The following is a 21,132-nucleotide window of genomic DNA, read 5'->3' as shown; positions in this document are numbered from 1 at the left end:
TCCCACATTCATCACATTCTTCACATTAACCATTTACCCTTTTAACGCATTAACTTTTTTACTGCGAAGAATAGCAAAATACAAAACAATCGCGCCAGCAGCAAAAAATGCAATCAGAGAAATGATGGAATTACGCATGCTGCCAGTCATTTGTTCAATAAATCCAAAAGAAATCATGCCCACTACAATGGCAATTTTTTCTGTAACATCATAAAAGCTAAAGAAAGAAGCAGTGTCTTGCGTAACCGGCATCAGTTTAGAATAAGTAGAACGACTCAGCGATTGAATGCCACCCATTACCAGACCAACAACCGAAGCCACTATATAAAACTCATTTGCAGTCGTAGTGAAATAAGCACCAATACAAACACCAATCCAAATAAATACCACGAAGAGCAGTACAGAAAGATTACCAAAACGTTCCGACAATTTCGCCATCAGATACGCACCTGCAATCGCCACCAGCTGAATGATCAATATCGTTCCGATCAGATTAGACGTCGGCAAGCCCAGTTCTTTCGCACCAAAAATTGCAGCAGCGAGCATCACGGTTTGCACGCCCATACTATACAGGAAAAATGCCCCAAGGTATAATTTCAATACCGGCATCTGCCCTACCTGTCGCGCTACTTTTTGCAATTCATGAAAGCCGTTTGAAATCAGGCTGTATTCCGAATGCTTCTGCGCAGGCTTTCCTTTCGGTAATTTGAAAAATGGAATCTGCGCAAACAGCATCCACCAGATACCAACTAATAAAAAGGATAGACGCGGCGCAAACGTAGCATCTTTAATTCCAAACCATTCCGGCTTCATTACAAAAACAAAACAAATAAGCTGCAACAACACACTACCGATATAACCGTAAGAGAACCCTTTCGCACTAACGCTATCACGCTCATGCGGCAACGCGATCTCTGGTAAATAAGCATTGTAAAATACCAGGCTTCCGCAATAACCAATAGCCGCAAGCACCGAGCAAATGATGCCCAACTCCAGCGTACTGGCATCAAAGAAATACAAACCGCAACAAGCCAGCGAGCCAATATAACAAAACAGCTGCATGAACGCTTTCTTATTGCCCTTATAATCGGCAATAGAAGAAAGTATCGGTGACAGAATAGCGATGATGAGATAAGCGGCAGCCAATCCGTAATCAAACAGCGTGCTGTTTTTGATCGTCATCCCGAAAAAGGAAACTTTGTCATTGACAATTTTGTCGCCGTCTTTGACCGTTGTGATCGCAGTATAATAAGCAGGAAAAATAGTAGAGGTAATGACAAGGTTATACGCACTGTTGGCCCAGTCATACATGGCCCATGCGTTGTGCACCTTTTTATCAGAGCGCAGCGCAGTGCCCAGCTCCTTTTCGGTTTCTAATGCTTCCATGACCGCTAAAGTAGCAGATTTGCCGCAAACGTGAAAGGTCAGACGTCAATGGCGAATGGTCAATTACCCACATTGGTCATGATATTTTTGTTACCATACTGACGCGAGCGTTAGCGTAGCGCTCTCGTGTCTAAAAAAACTACCAGTCCCAGGCTGGACTCTTTAAGAAAACACCTTTACCATCACCGTTTCCTACTCCGGTTAAACCAGGTTGCGACGCTCCGTTCATCGCCGGTGCTACTATTTTGCAACCCGCGCTTGCTTTGTCCCTGTCTTATTCAACAACAAAGTAATAGTCACCCCCATCGAAACACCAACGGAAACAAGCATTTTACTTCCGCTATGAAAAATCGAACTGCCATCAAACAAACAGTACAATAAATAAGTGATGGAAAAACAAACGGTGAAAAGGATAACTGCGAGGAGAAATTTATTCTTCATCATTTTTTTGAAAAGGTCTTAGTAGGCACAAAGTAGGTAAAGTTCAAAGAACCTAAAAAGGCAAAAAAGGGGGATATTCTTCGTGACAACCATGAAAAACACAAATCATGTCTTTGCGCCACCGCGAGAGAAAAACCAACAACCCGTGCTGATTGCTTCGTTCCTCGCAAATACGCGAGCGAGCACCGTGCCCTTGCGCCGTCAGGAGCAAAAAAACCAACAACACACACAGAGCGCTTCGTTCCCCGCAAGGCACAAAAAAATCCGGACAGCTAAAAACCATCCGGATTCAATTTTATTACGACTGATTAACCATTTAACGAATTAACCACATCAAGCACATTACCCACATTAAACACATTCCCTCACATTATTTCCCCGCCACCATGTAGTTACACAGCTTGTACAATACACGTGCACCAACGATCGCATCAATGCCATCCGCACTGTGTTCACCGCAAGAAACTTCGTTCAGATCAAAACCAATCAGTTCACGGCCGCTTGCATGCAGTTGTTTGAAAAGATAGAAAATCTGCTCTACCTCAAAACCACCCGGCACCGGCGTTCCCGTGTTCGGACACAGTTTCGGATCCAGGCCATCGATATCAAAAGAGATATATACTTTTTGCGGCAGCGCGTTGATGATATCGTTACAAATCTGTTTCCAGGTATCACCTTCGTATTGACGCGCTTTGATGTCTTTATCGAAGAACGTCTGCACACGGCCATTGCTTTGCTGCGCCAGTTCCAGTTCTTCATCACAATAATCACGGATACCCACCTGAACCAGTTTTTCCACGCCAGGTACTTCTTTCAGTACATTGTACATAATAGAAGCGTGTGAATACGTAAAACCTTCGTAAGCTTCACGCAGATCAGCGTGTGCATCGATCTGCAGGATACCGAAAGACTCATGTACACCAGCCAGCGCTTTCACAAAACCCAGCGGCGTACTGTGATCACCACCGATAAGACCTACTTTTTTGCCTTCCTTCAGCAGGTTGTGTGTCATTTCGTACACCCAGTTGGTCAGCATTTTGCCGCCATTGTTCACTTCTTCCAGTTTGTCAGAAAGCTGTTCGTTCTTACAAACTTCACCGCCATCAATCAGACAAGAAATGATCAGCTCCGCACACTGACGCAGATAATCACTTTTCTTGCGAATGTTTTTATCTACCGGCAACATGTAGAAACCCTTTTTCCAACCGTCCACTACATCCGGATCGTAAAGATCTACCTGCATAGACGCATCGAATACGTTTTCCGGGCCTCTTGCCGTACCCTGACGGTAAGAAACGGTTACTTCCCATGGAACAGGAAGCAATACGAGTTCAGACTCGTCTTCCTTAAAAGGAAGACCAAATATGTTATTTGATTTTAATCCGACTGAGTTGGGGTCAAAAGTCGAAAGATCTGCCATTATCAATTGTTTTTATCGGCGGCAAAATTAAAACTTAAATCTTTCAAAACCGTTTATTGCGTAACTTTGTAGCCCAAAAGTAAAATAGTAGTCATTTTTAGTCGATTACTATTTTATAGTAATATATTTCTTTATGAAAAAGACGCACATCGTTCTTTTAGTTTTAGTCGCTGCCGCCGTTTGTGTCATTGTATCCATGTTTGGAGATTTTAGCACTTACGAAACATTTGCTTCCGCATCCAAACAACCTGGCAAGCAATACCATGTAATTGGCTTCTACGAAAAAACTATGGCTACCGAATATGATCCGTTAAAAGATCCTAATCATTTCAGCTTTTTTGTAAAAGATAAATCTGGTAATCTCCGTAAAGTAATATTCAACGGTGCAAAACCAACTGATATTGAAAAATCAGAACAAGTTGTAATGACTGGTTATATAGATGGTGAAAATTTCCACTGTTCAAAAATTCAGATGAAATGTCCTTCTAAATACAAGAAAGACCAGATTGCTGTAGGCGGGGCCAGTTAAGCGCCGCTACCTCAGCCAGCAACCCCAACACAGAAAAACAAAACGCAGCAAACCCTACCATTCAAACTAGAAAGATTCACACAAAAACAGCGTAATGGAGTTTACAGGAGAACATTTAGGACCCGGGCAACTGGGCCATTTTTTTGTGATCACATCGTTTATCGCAGCTTTATTTAGCGCCTTCAGCTATTTCAAAGCCGCACAAACGGAAACAAAAGACATAAGTGCCAGCAACTCCTGGCTCTTACTGGGTCGTAATGGTTTTATTTTCCATACAGCCTCCATTTTCGGAATATTTACGGCGCTTTATTATATTATTTCCAGCCACCTTTTTGAATACAACTATGCATGGCAGCACTCTTCGCTCGCTTTGCCGACAAAATATCTTTTGTCCTGCTTCTGGGAAGGTCAGGAAGGTAGCTTCCTCCTCTGGACGATCTGGCATTGTGTACTGGGCCTTGTAGTAATGGCTACAGCACGTAAGCTGGAAAGCCGCACTATGGCGATCATTTCATTGGTACAGGTCGCTTTGACAACCATGTTGCTCGGCTTCTACTTTGGTGCAGATATCAAAGTAGGCAGCACGCCGTTTATGTTGTTGCGCAACCAGATGGCCGGTGCACCAATCTTTGCACAGGGCAATTACATGAGCTTTATCAAAGATGGCAATGGCCTGAACGTATTGCTTCAAAACTACTGGATGGTAATTCACCCGCCAGTATTGTTCCTTGGCTTCGCTTCTACAATCGTTCCGTTTGCTTTTGTAATGGCCGCTCTTTGGAAACGCGATTACCAAAGCTTCATAAAACCGACTATTGCCTGGTCATTGTTTGCCGGCGCTGTACTTGGAACCGGTATCATGATGGGCGGCGCCTGGGCATATGAATCCCTAACCTTCGGTGGTTACTGGGCCTGGGACCCTGTAGAAAATGCATCGCTAGTGCCATGGCTTACACTTGTGGCCGGCCTGCACACCTTGCTAGTGTATAAATCTACGGGCCGCACATTAGGTGCTACATTCATCCTGCTTATCCTTACTTATCTCTTCGTTTGGTATTCTACATTCCTCACACGTACTGGCGTACTGGGCGATACTTCGGTACACGCATTTACAGGCGAAGGCAAATCGCTGTACTGGCATTTGCTGGTAGTACTGGGCGTGTTGATGGTTTTATCTATCACACTACTTTCGGTACGGTGGAAAAAGCTACCGACGGTAAAAGGGGAAGAAGCAACCAGCTCCCGTGAGTTCTGGATGTTTATCGGCTCTATCATCTTATTGCTTTCTGCATTCCAGATTATCTTCTCCACGTCGCTGCCTGTATGGGCACCACTGGCGAAAAAAATCCTCAATAAAGAAATTGCACCGCCTGTTGACCCGGTGGCTCAGTACAACAATATTCAGGTTTGGGTAGCCATTATCGTAGCATTGCTCTCCGCTTCTATTCTGTATCTGAAATTCAAGAAAACAGAAACAAAGAAAGTATGGCAACGCCTCGGTATTACCGGCCTGATTGGATTGGTTATTTCGCTCGGCATTAGCCTCAGTATGAAAATAGACGCATGGCAATACGCTGTGCTGATGTTTGCAGCTTGTTTTGCGGTGGTAGCGAATATCTATTACGGCATTGCAATTCAGAAAGGTTCTTTGAAGAAAATGGGCGCTTCTATTGCGCACCTTGGCTTTGCGTTGATGATTGTAGGTATCATCCTTTCTTCCTACAAAAAAGAAGTGATTTCTATTAATACACTGGGTGTAGTAATGGATTTCGGCAAAAAGACACAAGCAGAGAATATCCGTGAAAGTCGGGAGAACGTGCTGTTGTTCCTCAATACACCGGTGGTAATGGGCGAATATACCGCTACCTACAAAGGCGATTCTGCTTCTACTGATCCAGGTGACCCACGTCACTACTATCGTGTAGACTACGAACGCAGAGATAGCATTACCAAGAAAGTCGTTGAAAAGTTCAGTCTTTATCCTGATGCATTTATCAATCCGAAAGGACAGCAGGGACTTTCGGCAAATCCGTCTTCCAAACATTACCTGAGCCGCGACGTATTTACATTTATCACTTCAGCGATAGACCCGTCAAAAAGAACGGACACAGCCAGCTATAAAACATACATCGTTCATAAAGGCGATAGTATTTATTTCAACAATGGCTACATGGTGTTTGAAAACGTAGATGGCAAAGTAAATGATCCGCGCTATCAGCCGGAACAGGGTGATCTGGCTGTTACTGCAACTATGGATGTTTATGACGCTTCCGGCTTAGTGAAAAAGATTAAACCGCTGTACTACCTCCGTGGCCAGTCTTCCAACTATATTGAAGACACCTTACGCGACATGGGCATTTACACACGTTTCTCACGCGTAATTCCGGAAGATAATGCCATTGAAATCCTGCTGAAACAAACCAATCCGAAGGACGACTATATCGTTCTGAAAGCAATGGTATTCCCTTATATCAATGTACTGTGGCTCGGTACCGCTGTAATGGTGATCGGCTTCCTGCTGAGCATCTGGTATCGTGTTGGTCAAAAAGAGAAATTACCTGTCTTCTCCGATGATCTGACAGAAAAAGAATAGTATACTTACTGATAAATAAGTTTTGAAAAAGCACGCCAAATGGCGTGCTTTTTGCTTTACGGTTGGTACTAAAATATCTTCTATGAGTAAAAAGTTCTTATACGTCGGCATCGCACTATCGGCGCTATTCGTTTCCTGTAAAAAAGACGATGCGTCTATGCCGGTAAGCGGCAACAACCCTGGTAAAGCTGCACGAACTACCGGCGCACAAACTATCCAGAATGCAGCGTTTTATAATGAAGGGACTTTCAACCAACAAAGTCCCTATCTATCATTAACGTACAATCCTTACACCCCTGTTAACTATGATTACGTGGATGCACTCCCTTATTGTCTGGGCGGTTCCTGCGGCATCTACACTACTTACAAAATCTACATACGTCAGAATAACACGTCCAATTTCGAAGGGCCATATGACGTTACCGAAGTGACAAAAACAAGTACCTATTATTACCCCGGGCAAACCATTTACATTCTACGAGCTTACATCCCTAAGATCGGACAGCTTGCCGGCATGCGAGGTAATAATCCAATTTATAAATCAGTTTCTCACAATGGTCTATATTATGTCTGCCTCGTCCCTCCAGGTACCACGCCAACACTCAACCCTGCAGATCCAACGCAACAATTGCTGATCAATTTTGGGGATAACAACATATAACCTACTAAAACAACAAAAGGTGCGCAATGCGCACCTTTTATACTATACAGAAAGTTGTAAGAAAACTTATTTTACAACGCTCATCTGGCTAGCCAGACGATCACCACCACCAGTAGTCATCGTGTAGATGTAGTTACCAGCAGCGAGGCTTGAAGTTTCTACGTTGATTACGTGATCACCAGCACCCAGTTTAGATTGGTTGATTGTATTCAACACACGACCGTTCATATCCAGGATCTGAATAGTGATATCAGTAGTGTTTTTCAGAGAAAACTTGATGTTAGTGTTGTTTACAGCTGGGTTAGGATAGTTACCGAAGAAAGTCAGATTACCTTTAGTAACAGAAGGAACGCCAGTTGTACCACCACCGCCAGTAGTATCAGCCATCTGAATAGAAACAACTGGGTAAATGTACAGGTGGTTATAAATATTGTACACTTCCAGATAGTTATCATACCATTGGTTGTTTGGTGCTTTGATTACGTTCTGAGTGATGTAAGTTGTATCACCGTTAGAAACATAACCTAAACCAGTGTGTCTTTCACCGTCGATAGTACTGTAGAGACCAAGCGTATCCCCAGAGATCTGCAATGTATCGTAAGGAACTTCATAGCCAACAAAAAACGGAGTGGTCATATAAGCTGTTGGCGTAGTTAAAGCGTATATTTTCGCTGTATCTGGTGCAGCACCATTGCCCATACCAAGATTTTTTACAGAGATCGCATTGCTAGATCCCATAACGTTATCAGGCAAACCGATAAGTGAATTATTGGCATCAATCGCTACTGGAGCAGATTGATTCCATACTCTGAAAGTTACAGTTTTAGTGCTTGCTGTGTTGTACATACCACCAAAACGAGCTACAACGCCAAGTACCGAAACAGAAGTATCTGAGTTAGCGACATCGAAACGTTCTGCATAGCCATTCAGGCCAAGTACATTCAGACCATAATAAGCACCAAAACCAGATTCACCGTACAGAGTAACTGTATCTGTAGATTGGATATAGTTTATGCTTGCAGTGTCAAACGTGTTAGTTGTTCTCTGCAGCATTGCGTTGCTTGATACAGCAGTTTTCTGAGTCAGAGTAGACTTTGTTTGTGGAGCTTTAGGAGCTACTCGGTTTTGTGCGAAGCTACCGAAGCTGATAGCGCCTGCCAGCGTGAGGAGTATAAATTTTTTCATAACAAAAATTGATTAAAAAATAATTTCGCTTGCGAAGCTAAAGTTTTCGTTTGAACCGAAAAAATCTTTTAGTTTTTAATTTATACCCTGACACTAAGCTGACAATCTTTTAAACCTGAATAAAGCGTAATTTCGTATCGCCTTCTGGCAAACATATTATGATTTTCTCCTCCAAATTGATAGAAGACGCTGTACAGGAATTTTCAAAGCTGCCGGGTATTGGAAAGAAGACTGCTTTGCGAATGGTGTTGCACCTTTTAAAACAACAACCACACGAAGTAACGCATTTTACGGAAGCTCTGGCCCGCATGCGCCAGGAAGTACGCTTTTGCAACGAATGCCATAATGTTTCGGATAGTGAGATCTGTACGCTCTGCGCCAATCCGGGCCGTAACCGTGCACAAGTTTGTGTGGTAGAAAATATCCGTGATGTGATTGCTATTGAAAGTACGCAACAATACAATGGTCTCTATCACGTACTGGGTGGCATTCTTTCGCCACTAGATGGAATCGGACCAGAGCAACTGGAAATTGCTTCGCTGGTACAGCGCGTAAAGGACAAACAAATTTCCGAACTGATTATGGCGCTTTCACCAACCATTGAAGGCGATACTACGGTGTATTATATTTCGCGCCAGCTAAAAGAAACTCCTGTAGAAATTACAACCATTGCTCGCGGCATTGCATTTGGCGGCGAACTCGAATATGCCGATGAAATGACACTCGCCCGCTCCATCGCCAAACGCCTGCCGATTGAGAATTATGTGAACACGAAATAAGCGCGGATTACTTTTTGTGGATTGTCAATGATGAGTTGTGAATACGCAGCACAAGTTTAATTCAATCATAAAACGCACAACTGACCACTCACAAATTTACCGTCCCTTCATAAACAAACACCGCCGGGCCAATCAGGTAAATTTCTCTTGCGGTATCTGGCGTATCTTTTACAAATGAAACTTCCAGTACACCACCTAAAGTTTGTATTGCTGTTTTAAAGCTTCCTGTTGCCGGGCCGCTCGCCGCAATTGCCGCAGCTGTAACGCCGGTACCGCAACTGTATGTTTCATCTTCTACCCCGCGCTCGTAGGTGCGCACCCAAAGACCGTCATTCAGCAATTGCGTGAAGTTTACATTAATGCCTTTCGGCTGAAACGCCTCTTCATTACGGATGGCACGTCCCTCTTTAAATACGTCTACCTCCTGCGCATTTGAAACCCATTTTACATAATGCGGAGAACCTGTATTAAGAATACTGTGTGTATTGTAATGTTTTACTTCCGCCACGTCCTGCATATGCAAGCTGATCAGTCCTCCCGGAATCAACATTGCATCGTGCAAACCGTCAATTGCAGTAAAAAGTACTTTTTCATTTACAAGTCCAAGACGCTGCGCGAATGCTGTAATACAACGCCCACCGTTACCGCACATGGTACTTTCATTGCCGTCTGAATTAAAGTACACCATATGAAAATCCGATTTCTCAGATCGTTCCAACAACATTAAGCCATCTGCACCAATTCCAAACCGACGATGGCATAAATGTGCGATCTGATCTGTCGTTAGCTGAACTTGCTTTTCACGGTTATCGATCAGGATAAAATCGTTGCCCGCACCTTGATATTTTTGAAACCGGATGGTCATTGTCTGATATTTTTATTTGCCGTTTAAATATTGATCTGCTCTTGAATTATTAGAGCTGCCGTTGCTAAACAAAATTGAACGCCAGTTACCGTTTTTCAATTCACCATTTATCGTTGAATGCAACAGCTTGTAATCATTCAAAGCAGAAGGCGGCTGGTAAAATAAAATTATACCTGGCTGGTTCTGGTGACCTACAGCATAGTATTGCCATATCTCATAAGGCAACGCACCCGGCTCATTCGGAACGGAAACCATGTCATTTGGCTTACCATATTTCAGATACATATAGCCGCGGTCTGTTTCATAACCAGGCTTATTACTTACACCAAACATTTTGTTCACTTCACGAATCCGGTCTGCAAAAGCATCCCAGGCTTTCTCCGGATTCTTTTGATTATCGCGTGAAAAATAATTGTAGATATAATAGCGGATATAATTTTCATCCGGGCGTTTCAGGAAATCATTGATCGTACGGACTTCTGCAGCATCGCTTACGGGCAGCAACATTTTCAGAATAGCTTTTAGCTGCGGCAGATTGTATCTACCTACAAAAGTCTTATTCAGATTAATATAGGTCAGTGGTGTCGCTGAATCATTAGCCGCTGTGGCTGCTGCTGACAAGTCTTCCGGCTCTTTGTTAATTAGCTGAAAGAACGTCGACTTCGAAGCAAGTATTTCTTTTTTGGAGGAAAAAAGAACCGTATTGAGATAATAATTGCCTGTTGGCAGTGTAGACAATTTAAAACTGTCCAGTATAGAAAGATAAGCAGGGTTGGTAACTGTATCCTTCCTGATCAAACCATTAATATTATTACCATCCACCGGCTTTTTGGAGATATAAATGTGCTGGATCAACGGACGCTGACTGGTATCGGTAGTGCCTATCTGGTAAAGCTCTGTATAAAAATGGAGCACCTTTCTGTTTTCGTCAAAAAAGTTGGCGCTGATTGGTATCTGCTGACGGTTATTTTTCAGGAACGGACTTTCCTGATTATTGTGCAACACGGTATCGAGCAATTGAATCGTACTGTACAATGGCGCATTTTGCGGCGCTTCAATTTCCGTGCTGTCGTGATAAACAAAAACGTTCTGCGGGAATGCAGGTTCAGTAAGCTTCACCTCAATATAGGTTCTCCCGTAAGGCAACATCGCCTTCTGAAAATCCATAATCTGCTGCGAAAGACCTCTTGCCGGCTCCACAGGCGTGGTGTTCAGCGTGTAATGTTCTTCATGCAAAACTTTACCATCCGCATTCTTATATGCCACATCAGTCTGCACATGAGAAATCAATAATCCATGTTCATTTTTCTTATAATGCAAAGATGAAGGATTGATCTGCCAATACATTTCCAACTGTGCATCGATCACCTTTCCGTCTGTCGTGTGAAAATCATAAAACACAGCATAATTGAACACAGCATCTACAGCTTTTGCATTCCATGCGGCACATACACAAAGCAGGAAAATCCACAATCTGCGGGTCATTATTGTTTTAATTTTTGGCAAATTACTGCTTTATTTGCCAGTTATGGCGTTTCTCGTTTCTGTTCCGGTTCCGTTTCCTAATATTTCGTGGTGGGCTTTTGCATCAAATACGGATGAAATACTATTTGACATAAATGGCCATTTTGAGAAAATGAGTTACCGCAACCGCTACTGCATCGCCGGCGCCAACGGAGTTATCACGTTGAGTATTCCGCTGCAGCAAGGCAGAAATCAACGTATTCCGCTTAAAGATGTTTTAATATCTAATAAGGAAAACTGGCAAACGCAGCACTGGCGCACGATCACTTCTGCATATCGTCGCACTCCCTATTTTGAACACTATGAACATTTGCTGCAACCTTTATTTGAACAGCCCTTCGAGCGTTTAGTTGATTTTAATTTCGCTGCAATCCATTGGCTGAAACGGCAATTGAAAACTGATTTTACCGAACAGATTGCAGATCATTTTCAGAAAGAATATAACGACGCAGCTTTTGACATCCGCCAAAAGCAAAAACCTGCTACAGAAGAAAAATTTACAGTAGATTATCCGAAATATTATCAGTTATTTGAAGATAGAATAGGTTTCCAGCCTAATCTCAGCATGCTCGATCTTTTATTTGCCGAAGGTCCTTATGCCGCACAATGGGTAAAAAAGAATGCCCCACTGCTGATGTTGTAAAATCTACGAAAGTGGAAAAGTCTGCGTTTGCAACAACAGTTGAGCGAAGTCTCTGACTTCGTTTGAGCAGAACGCGGTCTCCTGACCGCAGTAAACCACAAAACAATACTGCTGCTTAATTCGCCTTCGCCGGTCTGGAGATCGGTTTCCACCACGACAAAATCAGAGACTTTGCCGAACGTTTTTTGTTCACAAAACAAAAAGCGTTCATTGAAACTGGTTTCAATGAACGCTTTTTAAATAATATCTGCGAAAACGTATCAACTTATCAACGTTTCAACCTATTTACTGAACTTCCGCATCTTCCAAACGCCGTACATCGCTTCTTTTACAATGCCCTTACTCATTTTGGAAACGCCTTCTTTACGGTCAATAAATGTAATCGGTACTTCTTTGAGTTTGAATCCAAGCTTCCAGGCGCGGTATTTCATTTCAATCTGAAATGCATAACCAATAAATTGTACCTGGTCGAGCGGAATGGTCTTTAACACTTTTGCGGTGTAACACACAAAGCCCGCAGTCGGATCATTTACCGGCATAAAGGTGATCACCTTCGTGTACATGGCGCCGCCTTTAGAGATGAAAACGCGGTCCCACGGCCAGTTTACCACTTTACCACCACGCACGTAGCGTGATCCGATAGATACATCTGCGCCATTGGCACAGGCTTCATAAAGACGTGTAAGATCTTCGGGGTTGTGGGAGAAATCGGCGTCCATTTCAAAAATGTATTGATAGCCTTCTTTCAACGCCCATTTAAATCCATGTATATAAGCAGTTCCAAGCCCCAGCTTCCCACTGCGCTGCACCAGGTGCAACTGCTGCGGAAACTCGGCCTGCAACGATTTGACGATATCGGCGGTACCATCCGGAGAGCCATCATCTACCACGAGGATATGAAATCCTCCTGTCAGAGAAAACACTTTTCGGATGATCTTTTCAATATTTTCCTTTTCGTTATAGGTAGGTATTATGACAAGTTTATCCAATGCTTGTGTAGTTAACGGCGGCAAAATAGTAAATTATACAAAACGTTCTGTGCTAGTCTGTGAATTAATTATAAACAGACTCCTTTTAAACTTTCATGCCGCTCTTCTGCAGCTTCATCTTATTAAGAATTTCTGAAATCTTCTGCTTTGTGTGCAAAGCGAAATCAGCCTGCATCATCCAGTCGTAATACTGAGGCTCCTGATTGAAGACATCTTCTACCTTACGGCCTTTGTGTTTACCAAAATTGAATACCGGATGACCATCTCTCATAACAATACGGCGGGCATAATCCACATATTGTTCACCGGCAGTAAAAGTGCTCAGCGATTTTACGTCGTTAACGAGGTCGGTATATTTATCGAGCTGGGCTTCCAGCACTTCAATAGTTGCGTTGATATCTGCTTCTGCGCTGTGTGCGTTTTCCAGTTGTTTTTCGCAGTAGAAATTGTACGCGGCACTCAGGCTGCGGCTTTCCATTTTGAAAAAAATCTGCTGCACATCAATCATCATACGTTCTGTAAAATCAACATTGATGCCGGCACGCAAAAATTCTTCTGCCAGTAAAGGAAGGTCAAATTTTGAGGAGTTATAACCGCCCATATCACAGTTACGCATCCATTCGTACAGGTTATGCGCAATCTGTTTGAAGCTCGGCGCGTCTTTGATATCTTCATCGCTGATGCCATGAATAGCTGTAACGGCCGCGGGAATAGGAATTCCCGGATTAATACGTTTTACGAAAGTATCTCGCTTACCATCTGGCATCAGTTTTACAAAAGCCAATTCCACAATACGGTCCTTCGCGTTGTCGGTACCCGTTGTCTCGAGATCAAAAAATATAATAGGGCGTTTTAATGCCAGTTGTGCCATGATTTTTAAATATTGCTCTTGCTCAATGTAAAGTGCGAAGCTACGCTATTCCAGTCAATTCCATCAAATGTACCTGAACTCATCAGTAACAGACAAACCGGACGATCAGCTTTTGAGAGCGTTTCCTGAACTGCATTTTGTAACGTCTGCTTGTCATCGATTACAGTAAGATCGTTTCGTTCAAAGTAATTTTTCACAATTTCCGTTTGTAATGGGGGCAACCCTTTCAGTTCCAATGCATGGCGGCTAAAGTAAACGATTGAGGTATCTGCATTATCCATGCTGTGCGCATATTCGGAAAGGAATTGCTCATTCAGGCTGGAATAAGTATGCAGCTCAAAACAAGCAACCAGCAAATGATCCGGGTACGCTTCGCGAACGGCATCCAGCGTTGCTTTGAGCTTGGAAGGTGCGTGCGCAAAATCGCGGTAAGCAACCAAACCTTCTTTCTCCGCGATCTTTTCAAGCCGTTTTGCCGCGCCGGTAAATGTGGAAATAGCATTGTAAAAATCAACCTCGCTAATACCTAATTCCATGCAAACACCTTTCGCAGCCTGCATATTCAGCAGATTGTGGCGACCAAAAACAGCAACTTTCACTTCCCCATTTGTTGTATTGATGATTGCTTCGCCGTTTTCGTAGCGAAAATCCGGCATATTGTAAGGAACCGCCTTTAGTGCTTGTCCGGCAATATCAACAACGATTTTTACCTCGCTGTCTTCATTGTTGTAATACAGCGAGGCACCGGCATCCATACCCTTCAGGTATTGCTCAAACTGGCTGCGGTATATTTCGTAGGTCGGGAAGACGTTGATATGATCCCATGCTACGCCGCTAAGGACACTGATATGCGGATGATAGAAGAATATCTTCGGGCGCTTTTCTATAACAGAAGCCGGATATTCATCGCCTTCCAGAATAATCAACGGCGCATCAGTCAACTGAACCGACTGATCAAAACCGGCGAGTTTAGCACCTACCAGATAATCAAACTGCAAGCCCTGATGTTTCAGCACATGCATGATCATAGAAGTAATAGTGGTTTTGCCATGACTGCCGGCCACTACTACCCGCTTTTTGTTTTTACTTACCTCGTAAACGTATTGCGGGAAAGAATAAATGGGAATATTTAACGACTGCGCCGCCAGCAATTCCGGATTGTCAGCTTTGGCATGCATGCCCAATACGATGGCGTCCAGTTCTTTAGTTATTTTCTCGGGATGCCAGCCAAATGCGGGCGGTAAAATTCCGGCCGCAGCGAGGTTGCTTTTTGCGGGATCGTTGATCTCGTCGTCGCTTCCGCTTACTATATTTCCCTGATTATGAAGTGCTAAGGCTAACTGATGCATTACCGCACCACCAATTGCGATAAAATGTATTCTCTTCATTAATTTTTTCTAACTTCGTACGAAAGTAACTGAGTTTTTTTACTATTTCCAAGTATTGAATAAAATGCAAGTAATTTCGAAATTCCGTCGTTGGGCGCCTGTGGTAGCTATTGTTGCGTTTGCATGTCTCGCTTCTTGTACCTCTACTAAAAAATACGGTTGTCCGAACCACCTGAACAGTGGTAGCGTGTCTATCCGCTAAAAGATATTGTGTTCCTAAACTGATCAGGTTGGTAGCCGCGCTGCCAACCCTTTTTTGTATCTAGCTGTGGCTTTATAAATTGGTTAGCTAAAGAGTTTTATTAAGTCGAATCAAATAGCCGCATGGACGATGAAATGTGCGACGCAACTCAGGCAAAACCGGAGCGATAAAGCTGACTGCAAAAATTTCCCTGTCAACTCAAATCGCCATATCCTTACGGCACCAAAAACAAAGCCGGAGCTGTTACGCTCCGGCTGATCTCAACAACTTTACACCTTTACAAAAAGGCAAAAATTTAAAGCAAGTTATAAGTAAGATGTATCTGAATGTTTCTTTGCTTCCAGGAATCGCCGACCGACTGGGCATTAAGCTCCGTGAGACCAAAAACGTACCGTGCGCCTACACTGAGATGAAACGGCAGATTGAGCCGCACACCAGCCACACCGGAAATATCGCCGCCTTTAAACAGGTCTTTAGCATCGTGGACGATATTGTTCACATCTTTCACACCAACCACGCCGTTGAACTGTGGGCCGACCTGCACCCAAAGCAAATTGAGTAATTTGAAATTGAAAAGTACCGGAATACTCATGTAGCTGACCCGGAAAGTACCTTGCTTTAGCGAGTCGCCAACATTATTGTAGTATTGGTGATAGATATCATGGAAATTATCTCCGGTCACATAGCTCGACTGATTGAAAAATGCCTCAGCCGAAATACCAATATGCGGACCATAAAAACCAGCTTCCACACCGCCCAGTAAATTTGTTTTATAACCACCGTCCCAATTGTCTCCGTTCAGTTTGGAAAGGTTCACACCTGCTTTGATACCCAATTGCAATTTGGGCATCTGCGCGAAACTGAAGACCGGCGACAATGCCAGTAAAATTCCCAGGATCAATTTATTGCTCTTCATAGAAATTGGTTTTTGTAAATATATAATTTCAATCTTTCTTCTATGAAAACAGTATAAAAAGTGTGCCTAAACGTTGCTATGTACTACGACCAGAAATTGCGGATCAAATGGATGCATTTCTGCTTTGAGTACATCAAAATATTCGTAACCGTAGTTTAAAAACCAGGGCATAAAATTCCCCACACGCTCCTGCAGGCCTCGTTTGGGAAAAAGAGTTTCTTTAAGACGTGTGATCTTTAGCAACTGCGTCTGCATTTTACGTTTTTCGGCGCGGAGCATTTTTTTCTCCAATACCTGCAATTGGTATTTCACTTTCGCGATCACAGCTTCTGAAGAAGCTTTCAATGTAATATCCAGGTCTGTTGCTTTTTGTTTCAACTCGCCGAGAATAGCGTCGATAGCGTGTGATTCACCTCCGGTCTGCCAATCCCCTTCTCCGTGCGTGGTAATATAAGCGCGAATCAAATCGAGTTCGGGCTTAAAAATATCGGAAATACTGAATTGGAGCTGACATCGCAAACGCTCTTCGGGCGCATCAATCCAAAGGGCAGACTGACGCAGATGAATAGCTGGAAAAAAAACTTCGTAATGATCGAAAAGCGTCTTCAACTGCAACCAGTATGCAACCTCCGCGCCGCCACCAATAAATGCGACATCTGGCAAAATGGTTTCCTGAAACATACCACGTAAAATCACATTCGGGCTAAAACGCTCGGGATACGCATCGATTTCCGCCATCAATTCTTTCTCATTCCAGCGGATATCTGTATTCAATACATGCCAGTAACCGTCCGTTTTTTCAATGCGTTCTCTAAGCTGATCCTTAAGATAAAAGAGGTTGATTGGTCTTGGATGTGCCTGTATTTTGTAATGCTCGCCTAATTGCGCTACCTGCTCTGAAACAATTGTATTTGCCGTATTCAGCAGCAGATCCTCCTTCATAATTGCGACGTAATTTTTCTTCAATGCCGCTTCATCAGGATTCAACACAATCAACCCATAACGACCAAACAATTCGTTGACGAGATACTGCGTTGCATCTGCGATGGTTTTATGCTGGAGATATGATCGCTCGATGATTTCCTTTAAGGCATCCAGATTTTCTCCCGGAGGGCCCAACAGTTTAAACAAATCGGCGATCAACGGCTTCAGACTTTCTGTGCTCATACGCCCTACAGCACCCGTCTGTCCATCAGCCTGCCAAACAAATTTTCTCGATTCATACTGGAAAGTTCCCAGCTCATCAAGATCATTGTCTTCACTACCCATATAATAAACCGGAACAAAATCTTTGTCGGGATACTGCTCTTTGAGAACTTCAGCCAGCTTTATCGCGTGTACAATTTTGTATATAAAATAAAGGTAGCCGGTCATCAGATTGGGCTGATGCGCGGTGCAAACCGTAAAAGTATTTTCGTTGGCAAGCAAAGCAATATTCTGTTGCACTGCATCATAAACAGGTAGCTGCTCGTATTGTTTTTTGAGAACAGACACCAGCGTACTACGATCAACCGGATACTTAGAACGCGCTTCTATGGCTTCCTGCATCCCTTTTACATCGGGAGCAAACGTATAAAATGGTTTTAGCGTTTCGCGTTGATTAAGATAATCGTTGACGAGGTTAGAGAAATAACCTGTATCGCTATATGGAAGGTAATGGAATTGTATGGGCACTTATACAAAAGTTTAAACCTCAGCGAAATTAGGAGAATCTGCGCACAAGGCTTTATTAGTTCCGCTTATGCGTTCATCATTTGTGCAAAATGAGACAAATGGGAGAAAATGGCACCAAATTTGATGAGATAAGAGATTAAGAATTAGGCAGAAAGAAGATCTAAATTTTTATAAGTATGGAGATAGCTATTTCAAAAGGACATGTTGCCATCAGAGACTGGCAAAAAGACGAACAGCCAAGGGAAAAACTACGAGACCACGGCGCTGGTACACTGAGCAATGCAGAGCTGATCGCTATATTGCTCGGAACCGGAACGCCCAGCACTTCTGCAGTAGATCTTGCTAAAAACATTTTGGATCTCGCCGATAATAATCTAAACCAACTCGGCCGGCTGGATATTAAAGAACTGCAAAAAGTAAAAGGCATCGGCGAAGCAAAAGCCATTACCATTATGGCGACTATGGAACTGAGCCGCCGCCGGCACAGTTCCGAACTCCCTACAAAACCAAAGATTGGCAATAGTAAAGATGCCGCAGATATTTTAATGCCGCTGTTGTGCGATCTCAATCACGAAATGTTTTACGTGCTCTACCTGAGCCAGAGTAATAAAGTAGAAAAAAGAGAAGCAGTAAGCAGCGGCGGACGTACCAGCACCGTTGTCGACAGCAGAATGATTCTGAAAAATGCTTTGTTATATAATGCCAACAGAATCGTGCTGGCCCACAACCATCCTTCCGGCAGTCTGAAACCCAGCCAGGCCGATATTTCCCTGACGCACAAAATCAAAGACGCCGCCGCCCTGATGGATATTTCGTTGCTGGATCATCTGATCATAGCCCACAATAACTATTTCAGCATGGCAGATGAAGGAATTATTTAAACAGAGTGATGCGTGATAAGTTTTAAGCTATAGGTTTCATGCTACGGGCGCAAGTAGTATTCAAAAAACTTACAATGTAACATAGAACACCTACGCGAGCTACTTAAAACTTATAACTCATAGCCCAAAACTCATAAATCCCGCCGTGTGTCGCGATATTGTCAAAGTTTATTCCCCTGCTGCCCTGCAATACCCCATTTTATTACTATCTTGCAACAATCCCTTTTTGGCAATCATTTTAATTCTATTTATTCCCGGCAGGTAATATGCTTAAGATCGGAATATTCGGAGCGGGCCACCTTGGCAAGATCCATATGCAGCAGTGGAAAGAAATTCCAGGCATTGAACTCGTAGGATTTTATGATCCTGACGATAATAACGCAGCTACGGCCATTGCTCAATACCAGGTACCACGATACACTACTATTGAATCGTTGGTACAAGCGGTAGACGCAATCGATATCATTACAACAACAACGGCACACTACGAAATAGCGAAGACCGCTTTGCTGAATGGCAAACACGTTTTTGTAGAAAAGCCATTGACACATACGCTTGAAGAAGCCCGTGAACTGGTAAAGCTGGTAAATGAAGCCAATGTAAAATGTCAGGTAGGTCACGTAGAGCGTTTCAATCCTGCATTTATCTCCATCGGCGATCAGCTGCTGCAGCCAATGTTTATTGAAACGCACCGTCTGGCGCAATTCAACCCGCGCGGTACGGACGTTTCAGTGATCCTCGATCTGATGATCCACGATATCGACATTGTAATGCACCTCGTAAAAAGTACGGTTCGCCGTATTTCTGCCAGTGGCGTTGCAGTGATCAGCGAAACTGCAGATATCGCCAATGCACGTATTGAGTTCGATAACGGTTGTGTTGCCAATCTTACATCAAGCAGGATCTCGCTTAAGAAAATGCGCAAAATGCGTCTCTTCCAGCGCGACGCTTATATAGGTATTGATTTCCTCGAAAAGAAAACGGAAGTGGTACGCCTCAAAGATCCAGGTGACGGAAAAGGAATGCTCGATTTCCCAATTGAGCTTGGCAATGGCGACCAGAAAGTAATTTCGGTACAAATGCCGCATGTGGAGCAAACTAATGCAATCCGCATGGAATTGGCAGAATTTGCGGACGCAATCATTCATGACAAGCCAGTAAAAGTTAGCGTGTATGACGGTTACCAGGCAATGGATGTAGCGCACCAGATCCTGAAAAAAATGAGCATTCACAACGAATTACACAATGTTTAATTACTAAGCTTGCTTCGGGCTTAATTACAGGTAAGAGAAAATGAGATTAACAATTTTATTTGTAGCAGTATTGTGCTGTTTGGGATGGACTACAGGATGTAACGTCATCAATCCGGAAGAAAAAATCCCTAACTATATCCATATTGATTCATTTACGTATGAGGCGCCAAGCTATAGTTCGTATGGGTCTGCTTCTCATAAGATCACCAATGTCTGGATTTATTTCAACAACAATCCCGTGGGCGTTTTTGATCTCCCTTGTACAATTCCTGTTATCGTAGACCAGCCGGGCACACTTACTGTAGTTCCTGGTATTGATTACAACGGCATGAAAAGCGGAGAAGTTACTTATCCTTTTTATGCATCTGATAGCGTGCACCTGACACCTAACCCTGGTGTGGTACAGAATTTCGCGCCTAAAACCGGCTATATCGCTACTTCAAAAATGCTTTGGACGGAAGACTTCGAACTGGGTAACTCTTTCAGCAAGTTTAACGGTGATACTTCTTTGGTGCGGACCAGCGATCCTGACAAGGTTTTCGAAAAGAAATATTCGGGCTACGTTTATCTCGATACCGCTTTTGAAGTTTCCGAGAATATTTCAAGTAATTCAGCAACATTTAAACCTGTTATTGGTAGCACGGTTTACATTGAGCTAGATTATAAATCTACAGCGCCGCTGCAGGTTGGTCTGGAAACAGACTTTACAAATGCAGATCCGCATTATGAATATATTGGCGGCTTTAATCCGCATCCCGACAGCTGGAACCACGTATACATCGATGCTACCGATTTCATAAATGCGTACGAAGGCTACCAATATCGTGTTGTAGTGGGGACAGGGCTTCCTGACGGAACACAAAACCAAGGTTGGATACTTATCGACAACATTAAGATCATTTCATACAAATAAGCCCATGTATCCTGACCCG

Annotated in this window: 19 protein-coding genes; 9 read left to right on the top strand and 10 right to left on the bottom strand. The window is 43.2% G+C overall.

Features of this window, described 5'->3' with window-relative positions:
• Nucleotides 1–33: 33 nt before the first annotated feature.
• A complete protein-coding gene (locus DN068_RS13845) occupies nucleotides 34–1,386 on the bottom strand; it encodes an MFS transporter (protein ID WP_110999523.1) in 1,353 nt (450 codons plus the stop codon).
• An 811-nt stretch (nucleotides 1,387–2,197) separates the two neighbouring features.
• The gene (locus DN068_RS13835) at nucleotides 2,198–3,247 is read right to left on the bottom strand and encodes an agmatinase family protein (RefSeq protein WP_110999521.1); all 1,050 of its coding nucleotides are present in this window, start codon (nucleotides 3,245–3,247) and stop codon (nucleotides 2,198–2,200) included.
• Between the two features lie 133 nt (nucleotides 3,248–3,380).
• Here DN068_RS13835 and DN068_RS13830 point away from each other — a divergent pair, with 133 nt between their 5' ends.
• From DN068_RS13830 to DN068_RS13820, 3 genes are all read left to right on the top strand, one after another.
• Nucleotides 3,381–3,776: a cytochrome c maturation protein CcmE domain-containing protein gene (locus tag DN068_RS13830; RefSeq protein ID WP_110999520.1), complete on the top strand. Its 396-nt coding sequence runs from the start codon at nucleotides 3,381–3,383 to the stop codon at nucleotides 3,774–3,776.
• Between the two features lie 94 nt (nucleotides 3,777–3,870).
• Nucleotides 3,871–6,369, top strand: a complete 2,499-nt coding sequence (gene ccsA / locus DN068_RS13825) for a cytochrome c biogenesis protein CcsA (RefSeq protein WP_110999519.1) — start codon at nucleotides 3,871–3,873, stop codon at nucleotides 6,367–6,369.
• An 82-nt stretch (nucleotides 6,370–6,451) separates the two neighbouring features.
• Nucleotides 6,452–7,030 (top strand): hypothetical protein, encoded by a 579-nt coding sequence (locus DN068_RS13820; protein ID WP_110999518.1) that lies wholly within the window; start codon nucleotides 6,452–6,454, stop codon nucleotides 7,028–7,030.
• 66 nt (nucleotides 7,031–7,096) lie between these two features.
• Here DN068_RS13820 and DN068_RS13815 read toward each other — a convergent pair whose 3' ends face one another.
• Entirely contained in the window at nucleotides 7,097–8,215 is a 1,119-nt protein-coding gene (locus tag DN068_RS13815; RefSeq protein WP_110999517.1) for a T9SS type A sorting domain-containing protein, read from the bottom strand.
• A 158-nt stretch (nucleotides 8,216–8,373) separates the two neighbouring features.
• Here DN068_RS13815 and recR point away from each other — a divergent pair, with 158 nt between their 5' ends.
• The gene (recR, locus tag DN068_RS13810; RefSeq protein WP_110999516.1) at nucleotides 8,374–8,994 is read left to right on the top strand and encodes a recombination mediator RecR; all 621 of its coding nucleotides are present in this window, start codon (nucleotides 8,374–8,376) and stop codon (nucleotides 8,992–8,994) included.
• Nucleotides 8,995–9,082: 88 nt separating this feature from the next.
• Here the strand turns inward: recR and dapF are convergent, their stop codons facing one another.
• Nucleotides 9,083–9,859, bottom strand: coding sequence for a diaminopimelate epimerase (gene dapF, locus DN068_RS13805; protein ID WP_110999515.1), 777 nt, complete (start codon nucleotides 9,857–9,859; stop codon nucleotides 9,083–9,085).
• A 12-nt stretch (nucleotides 9,860–9,871) separates the two neighbouring features.
• Nucleotides 9,872–11,344: a GWxTD domain-containing protein gene (locus DN068_RS13800; protein WP_110999514.1), complete on the bottom strand. Its 1,473-nt coding sequence runs from the start codon at nucleotides 11,342–11,344 to the stop codon at nucleotides 9,872–9,874.
• 43 nt (nucleotides 11,345–11,387) lie between these two features.
• Here DN068_RS13800 and DN068_RS13795 point away from each other — a divergent pair, with 43 nt between their 5' ends.
• The gene (locus tag DN068_RS13795) at nucleotides 11,388–12,026 is read left to right on the top strand and encodes a WbqC family protein (protein ID WP_110999513.1); all 639 of its coding nucleotides are present in this window, start codon (nucleotides 11,388–11,390) and stop codon (nucleotides 12,024–12,026) included.
• Nucleotides 12,027–12,307: 281 nt separating this feature from the next.
• Here DN068_RS13795 and DN068_RS13790 read toward each other — a convergent pair whose 3' ends face one another.
• The 3 genes from DN068_RS13790 to DN068_RS13780 all read right to left on the bottom strand — a co-directional run bounded on the left by DN068_RS13790 (nucleotide 12,308) and on the right by DN068_RS13780 (nucleotide 15,274).
• Nucleotides 12,308–13,015 (bottom strand): polyprenol monophosphomannose synthase, encoded by a 708-nt coding sequence (locus tag DN068_RS13790; protein ID WP_110999574.1) that lies wholly within the window; start codon nucleotides 13,013–13,015, stop codon nucleotides 12,308–12,310.
• 85 nt (nucleotides 13,016–13,100) lie between these two features.
• Nucleotides 13,101–13,886 (bottom strand): 3'-5' exonuclease, encoded by a 786-nt coding sequence (locus DN068_RS13785; RefSeq protein ID WP_110999512.1) that lies wholly within the window; start codon nucleotides 13,884–13,886, stop codon nucleotides 13,101–13,103.
• A 5-nt stretch (nucleotides 13,887–13,891) separates the two neighbouring features.
• Nucleotides 13,892–15,274: a UDP-N-acetylmuramate--L-alanine ligase gene (locus tag DN068_RS13780; RefSeq protein ID WP_110999511.1), complete on the bottom strand. Its 1,383-nt coding sequence runs from the start codon at nucleotides 15,272–15,274 to the stop codon at nucleotides 13,892–13,894.
• 64 nt (nucleotides 15,275–15,338) lie between these two features.
• Between DN068_RS13780 and DN068_RS22155 the strand changes: the two genes are divergently transcribed.
• Nucleotides 15,339–15,476, top strand: coding sequence for a hypothetical protein (locus DN068_RS22155; RefSeq protein ID WP_165836397.1), 138 nt, complete (start codon nucleotides 15,339–15,341; stop codon nucleotides 15,474–15,476).
• Nucleotides 15,477–15,771: 295 nt separating this feature from the next.
• On the opposite strand, the gene DN068_RS13775 is transcribed toward DN068_RS22155, so the two are convergent.
• Nucleotides 15,772–16,392, bottom strand: coding sequence for an outer membrane beta-barrel protein (locus DN068_RS13775; protein WP_110999510.1), 621 nt, complete (start codon nucleotides 16,390–16,392; stop codon nucleotides 15,772–15,774).
• 66 nt (nucleotides 16,393–16,458) lie between these two features.
• Nucleotides 16,459–18,066 (bottom strand): bacillithiol biosynthesis cysteine-adding enzyme BshC, encoded by a 1,608-nt coding sequence (gene bshC, locus DN068_RS13770; RefSeq protein WP_110999509.1) that lies wholly within the window; start codon nucleotides 18,064–18,066, stop codon nucleotides 16,459–16,461.
• 176 nt (nucleotides 18,067–18,242) lie between these two features.
• Between bshC and radC the strand changes: the two genes are divergently transcribed.
• The 3 genes from radC to DN068_RS13755 all read left to right on the top strand — a co-directional run bounded on the left by radC (nucleotide 18,243) and on the right by DN068_RS13755 (nucleotide 21,113).
• A complete protein-coding gene (gene radC / locus DN068_RS13765) occupies nucleotides 18,243–18,947 on the top strand; it encodes a RadC family protein (protein ID WP_110999508.1) in 705 nt (234 codons plus the stop codon).
• A 266-nt stretch (nucleotides 18,948–19,213) separates the two neighbouring features.
• Nucleotides 19,214–20,200 carry a Gfo/Idh/MocA family protein gene (locus DN068_RS13760; protein ID WP_110999507.1) on the top strand — a complete coding sequence of 329 codons (987 nt, stop codon included), beginning with the start codon at nucleotides 19,214–19,216 and terminating at the stop codon, nucleotides 20,198–20,200.
• 40 nt (nucleotides 20,201–20,240) lie between these two features.
• On the top strand, nucleotides 20,241–21,113 hold the full coding sequence (locus tag DN068_RS13755) for a hypothetical protein (RefSeq protein ID WP_123985349.1): 873 nt from the start codon (nucleotides 20,241–20,243) through the stop codon (nucleotides 21,111–21,113).
• Nucleotides 21,114–21,132 lie beyond the last annotated feature (19 nt).

The organism is Taibaiella soli, assembly GCF_003236175.1.
In the GTDB taxonomy this organism is placed as follows: Bacteria; Bacteroidota; Bacteroidia; order Chitinophagales; family Chitinophagaceae; genus QKTW01.
This window is presented reverse-complemented; position numbering and strand designations above follow the sequence as displayed.